Below are 12,679 nucleotides of genomic sequence, written 5' to 3' on the forward strand. Positions count from 1 at the left end.
AGAAAGAGAGGTTAACTTCATTGAAGCTATTGGCGAAGTTCAATATTTTGCTGATCTTGCTATTTGGTGTCGGATTGCTTTTCGTATCGCGACTTTCGCGCGGGTTTCTTGAAGAAAACGCACGCGAACAGACCTTGCAACAGGCGAAGCTGATGCTTTCCAGCGCGCGGTCAACCCGGGATTATACGGAGCAGGAGTTGGATCCTCTACTTGAAACGACACCTGAAAGTACGAAACGTTTCCTCCCCCAGAGCATTCCATTCTACGCGGCAACCGTGACGTTCAACCATCTACGCAAAGACTATCCGGATTACACCTACAAAGAGGCGGCTCTGAACCCTACGAATCCCAGGGACAGAGCAGACCAGTGGGAGGCCGACATCATTGACTATTTCAGAAATCATCCAGACAAGAAGCAGTTGGTTGGCGAACGGCAAACGGCCACGGGCACATCAATCTCACTATCACAACCGATCACCACAAATAAGAGCTGTCTGGTGTGCCACGGGTCTGCTGCGACAGCGCCTCCGACCGAAATTCTCACCTACGGCAGCGCAAATGGATTTGGATGGACGCTAAACGAAATCATCGGGGCTCAGATTGTTTCAGTGCCTACGGCGGTAGCCGAAGGAATTGCCTCTCGCCTTTATCACACGCTGCTGATCTATATATCTGCAACATTCCTTGCTACCTTAGCAGTCATCGATTTGGGACTTTACTTCATCGTCATTCGACCCGTGCGACGACTTGCGGCAATTGCCGATCTGATCAGCAACGGAGATCTCGACCAACCTGAATTCACCTATAAGGGAAAAGACGAGATCGCTGAGGTCACCGCCTCGTTCAACCGGATGTACGTAAGCCTCAAGAAGGCAATACAGATGCTCGACAGGTAGAAATTGCTAGTTGGAGGCGGAGGATTTTCGTCGAGTGGCGAGAAAGGTCTTGCGCCTTTCCTCCGTGCCAATCTCCGCCGCAACCGTCTCATAGAGATCGTCCAGGGTCAGCGCCTTTTTTGCGGCGCGACTGACCACAATCTTCGCTATCGGACCGACGTGATATGCCAAATCGCGGATTATCGCCTCAAGCACGGTCGCATCGAAGACGGTCTTCTCAGGCCTGCTTGAAACGAAGGCCGCCTCAGCATATTCCGGGTGACCATTACGCACTCGATCGGGCTGGGCGGAGATCACCAACGTCGTCGTCTCGCCGGACCGAAGTGTACCTAGGGCACCTAGAAACTCTTTTGCGGTCTGGAAGCGATCTGCCGGGGATTTCGCCAGCGACTTCAACACAATCTCCGAAAGACGAACAGGAAGGTCGGAGTTGATTGTGGTCGGATTAATAGGCTCGGACTTCAAATGCCCGTTGGCTATGGAGTACTCACTAGGACCGTCGAACGGAAGGCGTCCTGTGACCAACTGATAAAGGGTTACTCCAACCGAATAGACATCGGACCGTGCATCAATTTGCTCTCCCAACACTTGCTCGGGCGACATGTAATGCAGCGAGCCTAAAATCGTGCCTGTTCGCGTAAACTCACGGCCAAGCGCCGGGATGGCTAGCCCAAAATCCAACAGCTTAACCTGGTCGTTGCTCCCAATCATGATGTTCGACGGCTTCACATCACGGTGAATGATTTTACGCTCATGTGCGTAGGCTAAGCCGGCGAGAACCTGTTGGATGTAGTTGAGGCTTGTCCCTAACATTAGTTGCCTTGCATTGAGTTTTGCGCCAAGCGTCAGGCCCTCAACGAACTCCATGATCATGATCAGTTCGCCCTCGTGACGGAAGGCGGTGTGGAGCGCTGTAATATTCGGGTGATGAAGACTGGCCAATAACTGGATCTCGCGAAGAAAGCGTCCAACTATCTCTTCGGTCACAGGCCGGCCTGATGCAAGAATTTTTAGGGCCTCGACCCTGTGCGAAATCGTATGACGCACCCGATATACCTGCCCCATACCCCCGACACCTAGGGTGCCTGTCACTTCATAGTCGCCGATTTGATCCCCAACTGTGATGGACATGGCCTAGATATCCATTCTACTTGGTATCTACGCGCTCATCCCGGTCATCTGGCAGACGCAGGATGCGTCAAAGTGGGCTTCCAACCAACTGTAGAATTCGGCTGACAGCCTCGTCAGCTTCGGGGCGGCGCCCAAAGTAACATTTGGCGCCCCCGACTGCAAGTTGGAAGGCTGCAACCATATTTGGAGATTCCGACAAAATGTGAGGCGTGTTACGCAAGAGAATCAGAAGCGCCTCGCTTTGACAGACTACCGTGACACTCCAGGTGTTTTCAGGTAAGTATTCAAGCGACAGAATCCAGCCAATTGGCACTGGGCTGTCCCCTGTGTGGGCATTGCACTCCGCTGGAAGCCACGGAGATTGTTCAGGCGAGCCATTACGGAGGAGCAAAGGCCGTGGGTATGGGTGTACGCGTCCCGCTGAATCGATCAGCGCGTACTCATCAGAAAAGTAAGTAGCACCTCGCCGCAACAGTTCGGCCACAAGCGACGATTTTCCTGCATGAGTGATGCCCGGAAGCAGCAACGCCTGTTCCCCCAACAGGACTGCACCTGCATGCACTGCGTGGAGCTCCGTCAGGCGTCGAATGACAACATCATCGAGCGCCCTTATAAGATCGGGCACCAAAATGTTCGCCTGGGCAGCAGATGACACCATAACGCCGTCAACGGACAACTGAAATTGATTCGCAACTCTGTCTATTTGGATGAAGATGTCAGCTTTGCAAGTGGCATTAGCTCTTCTCGGAAACGATGGGAAGACATAGCGTTCCAGGACCGTGTAGGTCTCAAGGCAATCCGCTGCTACACGAACGTCGCAGTCGAAGGCGCGCATTTCGAAAGCGTAGATGGGCATATCTATTAATCAGTCATGCCGCCGACATTACTCCAATCCCGAGTAACTATCCGCCCCGCGTAACCGCTGGGCACGCGGCCTGATATCCGGGGCACGACCCCGAGTAGTTCGCATCGGCGGAGGCGCTGGGAATATGTTCAATTGTCTCGCACGCCTTCTATGGTTTGCAATCGCGTCTTATACTCGCACAGGGTTTTGGCTTTGGCTTTGGCTTTGGGTCGCCCCTTTGGCCACCAGACGATGCTACTTTGGCGAATGCTCGCTGTTCCCCGATAGATAATGACACGACGAGCGGTAGGGCGATGGAACTCATCGCTGTGATGAATTGGCGTCTGGATGACTCTGAAGGCGTTCCCGATGTTTTGACCAGTTTCTTATCATGCAGTTGCCGAATTGCCTCTTCCGCAAGCTCTTCGCTTATCCCAGGGTCGAAGGATCGCTGCATATTTTCCGCCACTTTAGCGAGTGTTGTCGGGTCGCTACAAGCATCCCATGCTGCGCCGGCCGTCGAGTTCAATGCGAAAACCGACTCGTTTTCCGCATCTACAATAACGGTTGAACCGTCGGGTAGCCTATTTATAACCAAAGCATCTGAATTGGTACGCTCAATTTGCATATTGACCTCTCTTTTTGGGTCAGCAAGTAGGGTCTATCGTATATCCCTTCCATTTGTCAGGAGAATACGAGAGTTTGCCCGTTCTGCAACAAATATCTTTAGTAACAACTTTTTTTCTCAGGCCTCTAAGTGGTGAACCAAGTGCAGTAACCGTGCTGCATCTCGGTAACCAAAATGCAAGTTATAGAAATCAGGCATTCTGATCAGAACTCCACAGGGAACACGCAGGAGTTTGCATCGGAAAGAGGAAGTCCGATACTCCTCCAGAACATTTGATCACGGTAACGCTTCGTTCCATTCAAGGATGTAAATCGCAACATATTGCGATGTGTCTTACCTAAGCGGAGGAATTGATGCAAGCAGATCGCGAGTCGTGCGAATTATTGCTTGCCGTGGCGCGGTCGACCGATGCAGAACAAATCCATCGCCTTGCTGCTAATGTCGACGACTGGGACTCGCTCCTTGAACTGGCGGAGGAGCATCGCGTTTTGACGATGCTCTTTTTGCGGCTTGCGGACATGGGTCCGGCAATTCCGCAGTTCGTCTGGAACCGTGCGCAAACCGAGTATGAAACGAATATGTTCAACAGTTTGGCGAATGCAGTGGAATTGATCGCTGTGATTAAAGCACTCGAAGACAAGATGATTCCTGCCATTCCGTTCAAGGGGGTTGTGCTTGGGGCGTCTATCTACCATGATCTAACGACGCGTCCTGCCGGTGATTTGGATTTGCTCATCCATTACAGGGACCTTGTGCGGGCCACAACTGTTGTCTTGGAAAGAGGATATGAGCTAGAAACTCCAGTGAACGCGGACGGAACGCCAGCCCAATTGGGTTATTACGAATACCATTTCGAACGCAAGACGGACGGAAGGGTGCTAGAGCTTCGATGGAGACTTGAGCTTACTGTACCAAGGTTTAAGCGCGATCTTGGTATGGATTGGGTGTGGCCAAGGCGACGAACTACGATGCTAGCAGGGGCGGAAGTTCCGGGTATGAGTCCCGAGATCACTTTGCTGATGCTATGCATGCATGGGAGCAAGCATATGTGGTCGCGACTTATTTGGATCTGCGATGTCGCGCAACTACTGACTTCGTTTCCTGGCCTTGATTGGAAAGAGGTCACTTCTGACGCTCAAGAGGCGGGGTTATGCCGAACGCTCGCTTTGGGCATACTGCTTGCGTATCGAGTGGCGGCCGCCCCAGTCCCTCAAACTATCCTTCGTCGTTGTGAAGGGGACACGACCGCGCGTTTCCTCGCGCAACATATTCAGGAGAATTTGTTTGATGCTCCAGGAAGCACACCACCGGGCCCGATTCCTTACAGCATCCAGTTGCTCGACTTCCGCGATCGGGTTGGGTTTTTCTTGTCAACTAGCCTCCTACGACCAAATGAGAGAGATCGGGCAGCATTCCCTCTACCAAAATCGCTCCATGCCCTCTACTATTTGATACGACCCATCCGCGTATTCTTGGACAGATCGGCAAGATGAGGATCGATCAGCATTCGGTGTCTGAGGAGTGGAGGCGCTGATTCTTGTCCGTCTTGGTGAAAATGTATTTCGTGCGACCCCACTTCCGGTTCGTGCGCGAAATCATTCTGCAAAGATTTCAACAACTCTAAATTGATCCACTTCCTTTACCTCAAGCCTTTGCCCCCAAACCCGCCCTCATGGGAAGAGGTTGAACCACAGAATGATCCTCTACAAGTGGACGCGAATGGAAAAGGGAGTGCAAATTATTGTTTACATGGGTATGCAAGACCCTGCAGCCGAGCGGACAAATCGGGTCGTTTCCATGCCGCTAATTGTCCCCTAACCCCACAATAACTGCTGTGAAGCGAATTCTTGCCCTCGACCGCATTTTGGCCATCATCGTGCTGCAACTCTCAATGTTCCAGTTAGCGTTCGAACTCTGAGCCATGCATTAAAAGTCACGATGTGGCCCACAGGGCGGAGCTACGTGTGACTGAATGCAGGAATACGGCTCCATCAAAGGAGAAGTGAAGTAACTTGCTTACCTCCCAAATCATTGACGCCGGAACACGCGAAACCCAAGACTGGTGGGCGGTTTACACCCGTCACCAGCACGAGAAGACGGTAGCCGAAATACTGTCGGCCAAGGATTTTGAGGTGTTCTTACCGCTCTATGAGTCGATACGGCTCTGGAAAGACAGAAGCAAGAAGCTTACCCTACCGCTATTTCCCTGCTATGTATTCGTGCGGGGGGGACTAAATCGCCGATTGCAAGTTGTTACGACTCCTGGCGTGCACATGATTCTGTTCCACGGCGAAAACGTCGCGATGATCCCCGGAGTCGAAGTAGAAACGATTCGAAAGGCAGTTGAAGGACCCTTTCGTGTTGAACCGCATCCGTTCCTGAAATGTGGCGAGCGGGTTCGAGTCATCCGCGGTTCACTTCAAGGCGTCGAAGGCGTTCTGGTCCGCAAAAAGAATTTGTATCGTCTGATTCTTTCTGTGGACATGATGGCGAAGTCTGTGGCGGTCGAAATTGACGCTACTGATGTGGAGCCAGCGCCAGCACTGAGCTCGAATGGCTTAGGTCTGGGTCACCAATTTGTGGGAACCGGAAGATCTGGTGAATCCCCACTTCATGGTGACCGGCAAATATTTAGTGTTTGAGAAGAGCGAACGGGCTCGGAAGCGAGCGGCCGGATTTCTGCCATGTCCCGATAGAAATGTATCAGACAGAGCGCAACTCCTCCGCCAACCCCGACAGGAGTCGTTGTGAAAAGTAGCTCATATCACTTGGTAGTATCAGGAATCCTCGTGATCGCCATTTCTGGCATTGCAGTGGGACAAATGCCAGCTCCTAGTCAGGCCGCTCGCAAAACCTCGGCAGCGACGACAGCTAACTCCCCCACACAACCTCCAGCCATACCGGATTCCAAGCCAAGCGATGATAGCTTCGTCATTGGTAATGACGACGTCCTTGCGATCAATGTCTGGAAAGAACCTGACTTCTCCTCCCCGTCAACTCAAGTGCGATCGGACGGAAAGATTTCATTGCCTCTTGTGGGGGAGGTTCCTGCGGCAGGATTGACACCTTTGCAACTCGAAGAGGACCTCGCGGCCAAACTCCGAAACTACATCACCAAACCGCAAGTCACGGTGATGGTCGAGCAGATTAACAGCAAGAAGTTCAACATTCTCGGACAGGTCGTAAAGCCCGGATCATATTCACTTGCACTCGCGCCAACGATTGTGGACGCGATTGCGATTGCCGGCGGGCCTCGGGACTTTGCTAAGCAGAAATCCATATACATTCTCCGGGAGAACCTTGGTGGCACCCAGACTCGCATCATGTTCAACTATAAGGACTTCCTCAAAGGCAAGAACCAGAACATCAAGCTCGAGCCGCGCGACACCGTTGTCGTGCCCTAAACACGCTTATGCGCACACGTGTTTCTCTCAGTCTCATACTGCTATCGACCACTCCGGTTTGGTCGCAGATTGGATCGATTCCATATGAGACAGCTTCCAGGCCGTCGGATGAAGATCGCATGCTGACCCCGCCGCCTCTCAGCGGTCAAGCTTATCCGACCACGGTCGGATCTCAAGCACGTTCAAATTATCTGTCTGCTGGGTTGGCTCTCACTGGATCTTACGATGACAACGTCATCGTAGGTAGCGGCGCCACTCCGATCGCTGACGGCATTTACTCTATTCTCCCCTCTATTTCGCTCAACCAAACCACCCCACGACAACAGCTAACGCTGCAATTTAGTCCAGGTTTCACCTTTTACCAGAACACCAGCGCGCTCAATGCCGCAAACCAGAGTGCAGCTCTGAATTTTCAATCCCGACTGAGTCAACACACGACCATCAGCTTTAGAGATTCTTTTCAAAAGAGTTCAAATGTGTTCGACCAGCTCCCTCTCCTGTCGGGGGGACTCTCATCCGGCTCAACACAGGCCCCGCAACCAGAAGTTGTAGCTCCTTACGCAAACCAACTCAGCAATGTAGCTAATGCGGCACTAAGTTATCAAATTAGCCGGAATGGCATGATCGGTGGTGCCGGAACCTTCGCTGAGAGTGATTACTCCGATTCAACGCAGGCCTCCGGTCTTAGCAATTCGAATTCACTGGGAGGCTCGGTTTTCTATAATCATCGCCTGTCCAGTGCGCAGTACATGGGTGTGATTTACCAATATCTAAGTAGCACAGGTAATCCAGTGAACGCTCAGGCCAATCCCTTCAATACCCAGACTGAAGTACACACGCAGACCATTCTGCCCTTTTACACGATCTCTTTGAAACCATCGCTGTCCTTATACGTATCGGCAGGTCCGCAGCATTTGGACGCCACTCAGTCATCCTCGCCAAGAGTCGCCTTCTGGACGCCATCGGCAGTGGCCAGCATTAGCTGGCAACGAAGCCACACCAATTTCGTAGCCGACTACTCACGAACTGTAAGCGGCGGTACCGGTTTGCCTGGAGCGTTCAATTCGAATAGCGCAAACACGTCGGCACGCTGGCAAATACTACCCACCTGGACTGTAGGGTTGGCCGGAGGCTATTCAATTAACAAAAACGTTCTCCCTCTCGTCTTCTCGTCAAGCCCAGGGGGGCACACGGTTTCGGGAACCGTCGTAGTGCAGCATCTAATTGGCGAACACTTCGCGGCAGAATTTGGATATGTCCACCTACACCAGAGTTATGGAAGTGTCGCAGTGATATCCGAAACTCCTGACAGCAATCGCGGGTATGTTTCCGTCTCCTATCGGCTCACGCGGCCACTGGGAAGATAATCATGGAAGAGATCTACGAAGAAAAAAACCCGGAAGGGCTGGATATCGGGCACTACCTTCAGGTAGTTCGCCGCCGCCACATCCATTTCCTAGTACCAGTATTTTTAGGGTGGCTCGTGGTTTGGGGAGCGAGCTGGGCTCTACCGGTGCGCTATAAATCGGGCACACTGATCCTAGTAGAGCAGCCTACAATGCCGAAAAACTATGTTGAGCCCAATGTAAGCGACGATCTACAGAACCGCCTACAAAGTATAACTCAACAAATTCTAAGCCGTACGCGCCTGCTTACGATCATCGACAAGTTGCATCTCTATGACGATAATCATCGTGAGACCACCTCCGATGAAAAAGTCGAGTTGATGCGCAAGGACATAGACATCGAGTTAGTGCGTGACTCTCACGGAGACCAAATCACGGCATTCAGGATTTACTACTCGGCGCGCGATCCACAGGTTGCCCAAAAAGTGACTGGCGAACTGACCGATCTTTTCATCAACGAGAATCTCAAAGTACGCCAGCAACAGTCAGAGGACACCACCAAGTTTATCGGAAGCCAATTGGAAAATGCGCGTGCGAGTCTGGCCGAGCAGGAAGCTAAAGTTCGGGAATTTAAAGGGGAGCATGAAGGTGAATTACCTTCCCAGGAAGCAAGTAACCTTCAGATCCTGAGCGGCCTTCAAGCACAACTACAGAACGAACAGGACAGTCTCAACACCGCGAAGCAGCAGCGAGTCTACCTCCAGACACTGATCGAACAATACCGTACGCTGCATGCGACCACCCGATCCGCCGATGGTACCCCAACAGGTTTGGCAGGGCTCGACCAGGAACTCGATAAATTGAAGTCGAAGTTAGTAGACCTTAGTTCTCGCTACACCGATCACTACCCGGAAGTCGAGACCCTGAAGGACGAAATAGCCAAGACGGAGAAGAGGAGGAGTGCACTCGTTGCTGAGTTGAAGACGAAAGGCAATGCTGGGAGGCAGGTCGACGACGGTACCGCTGCACACGACGGAACGGACCCTTTACAAAGTTCACCTCTATTGCAACTCCAAGGCCAGTTCCAAGCCAACCAGGGAGAAATTGCGAATCGGGAGCAGTCAATTGCCGGGCTGAAAGCTAGAGTCAACAGCTATCAGGATCGCTTGAACTCGGCGCCCGCACGTGAGCAACAGTTGGCAGATCTGACCCGCGGCTATGATCAAACTAAGGCTAACTATGATGAGCTTCTAAAAAAGCAAAACGACTCAGCAATGGCTACCAGCATGGAGCATATGCAGCAGGGTGAGCGATTCAGTATGATTGATCCTCCAAGTTTGCCGGTGAAACCGGATTTCCCCAATCGCCTCAAATTTTGTGGAATCGGGCTGGGCGTCGGTCTTGCCTTTGGTCTCGCTGTGGTGGTTGGACTGGAATTTATGGACGATCGCCTGCACAGTGAAAAAGAACTCAAGATTCTGCTGCCAATGGCGATTCTTTCTGAGATCCCGGAGATCGTGAGCGCATCGGATGAACAAAGCAGAAGGAAGAAAATGGTTTTGGGATGGGCCTTAGCCGCAGTAGTTATAACCACCATGCTGGCGGGTTCTGCGCTCAGCTATTTGCACGATTAGGTCCGATTTCCGAATGTGCGAAGCATTCTTCAATCTCAGGCTTAATCCGTTCGACCTCACGTTGGATCCTACATGGTTTTGCCTCGACCAAGCGCGAAGATTTATTGTGTATGACAAAGCTGCTCAATCATTCGTATCCCGCCTTGCGCTGGTCCGGAGCGGACGATCAGCTTCTCGGGGCTGTATTAGTTGGCGAAGCGAGCAAACATGAGCCGTATCTTTGACGCGTTGAAGAGGTCGGAAGCCGAACGCTCTGGGATTGATTTGTCGGAGCGGTCACAAGCAGCTGAAATGATGCAGCGCACCGAACGCGGCATCCCGCCCAGATGGAAGACGACCGTTCTATCTGAGCACCTTGATACACCGAAAAGCGCGGATCGCGACGCATTGTCCGGTCTACCGAGTAAGCCGCATGGTGAAACGCTATCCGAAAGTTCCGTAGCAGTCGAACTACCGCAGACTGAAGAACAACTGAATCCATTCGGTCAATTTAGGTCGCTGCAGGTCGCGCTCGGTCCTCAGAGCCGGTTAGTAAGCCTCGCTGAGAGCGCGAGCCCGGCGGCGGAAGCATTCCGTCTTCTAACAGTACGATTGCGACATCTCCGCCGCGATCAAACGCTCAAGAAAGTACTGATAACGAGCACAATTCCCCAAGAGGGAAAGAGCATGGTTGCGGGCAATCTGGCCTGCACTCTCGCCGTGAAGACGCAACAGAAGATATTGTTGTTGGAAGGGGACCTGCGGCGCCCGTCATTATCGAAGATGTTCGGACTTGGAAGGAATCCGGGCCTCTGTGAATGGTTAGAAGGCGAAAGCAGCTTAGCAGCGAGTATCTACCATCTCGAAGAGCCGGACATCTGGATATTGCCAGCGGGCAGTGCCCCCAGCAATGCATTGGAACTCTTACAATCGGGAAGATTGTCTACTCTGATGGATCGATTGACCGCGTGGTTTGATTGGATCATCATCGATTCTCCTCCGGTGCTCCCTTTGGCTGACACGAGCGTCTGGATGCGGTTAGCAGACGGAATTCTCTTGGCTACGCGCCAAGGAAGTACAGAGAAGCGGCAATTACTGAGGGGTCTAGAAGCGATCGAGCGCAGAAAACTAATCGGGGCCTTGGTGAACAGCTCCAACAACGCGGCTACCAGCGACTACTATTACAGCCCGGCAACCATCCCGCACAAATGATTGACTCCAATTCCGAAGCTCAATCCATTTACCGAACAACGGCAATCCTCTTTTTTCTCGCCTCAGAGAGAGGGAGGACACAAGACAAGAGCAGTTCATCACCGTCATAACGGAACGATGACATGTGGCGTAACCACCGAGAGAGGAGTTAGTTGTGACTCTGCTACGTCCAGATAAAGATCCCAATACCGCTAACCCCCTACTTGAATGGCCGGCCACTGGAGCACGCGAGGTCCTGAAAGAAGAGACCTTCAAGCGCATGATCGCGGTCGAGCGCAAGAGAACTGAGCGATCTAGAGAACCTTTCCTGCTTATGCTACTTGAGGGTGGCAACCACCAGAGTTCGGAGAAGAACGGGAAAGCTCTAGATAATACGCTGTCGGTCCTCCCAATATCCATCAGAGAAACCGACGTGATCGGATGGTACACGGACCGGACTGCCGTTGGCGTGATGTTTACAGGGCTCTCATGCACTGACAAAAATTCAATTCTAAGCGCGATCATAAACAAGGTGAGTACCACCCTGCGAGACCAGTTAACAACTGATCAATTCAATCAAATTAGCATTTCCTTCCACTTCTTCCCGGATGACTGGGACCAAGATAATCCCGGGCGACCAAGCAATCCGTCCTTATATCCTGATCTGCTAATCCCGGATAAAGACAGATCTTCCCTGTTGCGCATAAAACAAGTAATGGATTTTGTCGGCAGCTCCCTAATGTTGATGGTTTGCACACCTTTGTTATTGATGATTGCGGTGGCAATCAAGGCATCATCCCGAGGTCCGGTACTTTTTCGACAACAGCGAGTCGGGCAGTACGGTCGATGTTTTACATTCCTAAAATTCAGGTCGATGCGCGCAGACAATGATCATAGCGTTCATAAAGAGTATGCGACTAAATTGATCGCTGGCCAGCTGGAGCATAGGACGTCCAACGGCAATGCTGACGTATACAAGATGACGAACGATCCTAGGATCACGCGATTGGGAAAATTCTTGCGCAGAACCAGCCTAGATGAGCTGCCGCAGTTGGTAAACGTTCTGAAAGGAGATATGTCACTCGTCGGTCCCCGTCCCGCAATCCCATACGAATTGGCAGCTTATCAGACTTGGCATCGTCGACGGGTATTAGAAGTCAAACCTGGGATTACCGGGTTGTGGCAGGTTACCGGACGAAGCACTGTCAAATTCGATGAAATGGTTCGTCTAGATCTGCGATATGCAACGTCCTGGTCTCCTTGGCTGGACATTAAGATTTTGATGCGCACGCCGCGTGCAGTGATCGGGGGCGCAGGTGCCCATTGACATTCACGTTGCTCCAAGCCGGAAGGTGTGCAATCTGCTGTTTCGTGTGTATGCAAGGCACTGGTTCTAGGATTACCGCAGGGAGATCCTAGGTGGGTGAGCACGGGTAATTTTCTATGGATCCAGCGCGAAACCCTAAATATCTTACCTTTATTATGGCTATGCCCTATGGCCATAGACGTGCTATCTAGTTTGTCGTCTATCCACAAAACCGTTCGAACTCCCTGCCATGCATTAAAAACACGGGCTGTGGCCCACAGGGCGGAGCTATGTCGGTCTGCTGGTTGCTGGATGCAGCT

General features: G+C 52.0%; 11 protein-coding genes. 8 read left to right on the top strand and 3 right to left on the bottom strand.

Going from position 1 to position 12,679, the window contains the following annotated elements; genetic code table 11:
* Positions 1–20 precede the first annotated feature (20 nt).
* On the top strand, positions 21–896 hold the full coding sequence (locus RBB77_RS18920; protein ID WP_353063286.1) for a Tll0287-like domain-containing protein: 876 nt from the start codon (positions 21–23) through the stop codon (positions 894–896).
* A 6-nt stretch (positions 897–902) separates the two neighbouring features.
* Here RBB77_RS18920 and RBB77_RS18925 read toward each other — a convergent pair whose 3' ends face one another.
* The 3 genes from RBB77_RS18925 to RBB77_RS18935 form a co-directional block, all read right to left on the bottom strand.
* Positions 903–2,027 carry a serine/threonine protein kinase gene (locus RBB77_RS18925; protein WP_353063287.1) on the bottom strand — a complete coding sequence of 375 codons (1,125 nt, stop codon included), beginning with the start codon at positions 2,025–2,027 and terminating at the stop codon, positions 903–905.
* Between the two features lie 67 nt (positions 2,028–2,094).
* Entirely contained in the window at positions 2,095–2,883 is a 789-nt protein-coding gene (locus RBB77_RS18930; protein WP_353063288.1) for a hypothetical protein, read from the bottom strand.
* A 157-nt stretch (positions 2,884–3,040) separates the two neighbouring features.
* Complete coding sequence (locus RBB77_RS18935; protein WP_353063289.1) at positions 3,041–3,499, bottom strand: PqqD family protein; 459 nt, start codon at positions 3,497–3,499, stop codon at positions 3,041–3,043.
* 353 nt (positions 3,500–3,852) lie between these two features.
* On the opposite strand from RBB77_RS18935, the gene RBB77_RS18940 reads away from it, so the two are divergent.
* The 7 genes from RBB77_RS18940 to RBB77_RS18970 all read left to right on the top strand — a co-directional run bounded on the left by RBB77_RS18940 (position 3,853) and on the right by RBB77_RS18970 (position 12,380).
* Complete coding sequence (locus RBB77_RS18940) at positions 3,853–4,992, top strand: nucleotidyltransferase domain-containing protein (protein WP_353063290.1); 1,140 nt, start codon at positions 3,853–3,855, stop codon at positions 4,990–4,992.
* A 519-nt stretch (positions 4,993–5,511) separates the two neighbouring features.
* Positions 5,512–6,141, top strand: a complete 630-nt coding sequence (locus RBB77_RS18945; protein WP_353063291.1) for a UpxY family transcription antiterminator — start codon at positions 5,512–5,514, stop codon at positions 6,139–6,141.
* A gap of 147 nt (positions 6,142–6,288) precedes the next feature.
* Positions 6,289–6,903, top strand: coding sequence for a polysaccharide biosynthesis/export family protein (locus RBB77_RS18950; protein ID WP_353063292.1), 615 nt, complete (start codon positions 6,289–6,291; stop codon positions 6,901–6,903).
* 119 nt (positions 6,904–7,022) lie between these two features.
* Positions 7,023–8,270, top strand: a complete 1,248-nt coding sequence (locus RBB77_RS18955) for a hypothetical protein (RefSeq protein WP_353063293.1) — start codon at positions 7,023–7,025, stop codon at positions 8,268–8,270.
* Between the two features lie 2 nt (positions 8,271–8,272).
* Positions 8,273–9,883 (top strand): GumC family protein, encoded by a 1,611-nt coding sequence (locus RBB77_RS18960; RefSeq protein ID WP_353063294.1) that lies wholly within the window; start codon positions 8,273–8,275, stop codon positions 9,881–9,883.
* Positions 9,884–10,090: 207 nt separating this feature from the next.
* Positions 10,091–11,074 (top strand): CpsD/CapB family tyrosine-protein kinase, encoded by a 984-nt coding sequence (locus RBB77_RS18965; RefSeq protein ID WP_353063295.1) that lies wholly within the window; start codon positions 10,091–10,093, stop codon positions 11,072–11,074.
* Between the two features lie 154 nt (positions 11,075–11,228).
* Positions 11,229–12,380: a sugar transferase gene (locus tag RBB77_RS18970; protein ID WP_353063296.1), complete on the top strand. Its 1,152-nt coding sequence runs from the start codon at positions 11,229–11,231 to the stop codon at positions 12,378–12,380.
* Positions 12,381–12,679 lie beyond the last annotated feature (299 nt).

Origin of the sequence: Tunturibacter psychrotolerans (assembly GCF_040359615.1) — a bacterium.
GTDB classification, from domain to species: domain Bacteria; phylum Acidobacteriota; class Terriglobia; order Terriglobales; family Acidobacteriaceae; genus Edaphobacter; species Edaphobacter psychrotolerans.

Bases quoted from the DNA above. Each gene is read 5' to 3' on its own strand.
- RBB77_RS18925 (WP_353063287.1), bottom strand. From the start codon at position 2,027: ATGTCCATCACAGTTGGGGATCAAATCGGCGACTATGAAGTGACAGGC.
- RBB77_RS18930 (WP_353063288.1), bottom strand. From the start codon at position 2,883: ATGCCCATCTACGCTTTCGAAATGCGCGCCTTCGACTGCGACGTTCGT.
- RBB77_RS18935 (WP_353063289.1), bottom strand. From the start codon at position 3,499: ATGCAAATTGAGCGTACCAATTCAGATGCTTTGGTTATAAATAGGCTA.
- RBB77_RS18940 (WP_353063290.1), top strand. From the start codon at position 3,853: ATGCAAGCAGATCGCGAGTCGTGCGAATTATTGCTTGCCGTGGCGCGG.
- RBB77_RS18955 (WP_353063293.1), top strand. From the start codon at position 7,023: ATGCTGACCCCGCCGCCTCTCAGCGGTCAAGCTTATCCGACCACGGTC.
- RBB77_RS18960 (WP_353063294.1), top strand. From the start codon at position 8,273: ATGGAAGAGATCTACGAAGAAAAAAACCCGGAAGGGCTGGATATCGGG.
- RBB77_RS18965 (WP_353063295.1), top strand. From the start codon at position 10,091: ATGAGCCGTATCTTTGACGCGTTGAAGAGGTCGGAAGCCGAACGCTCT.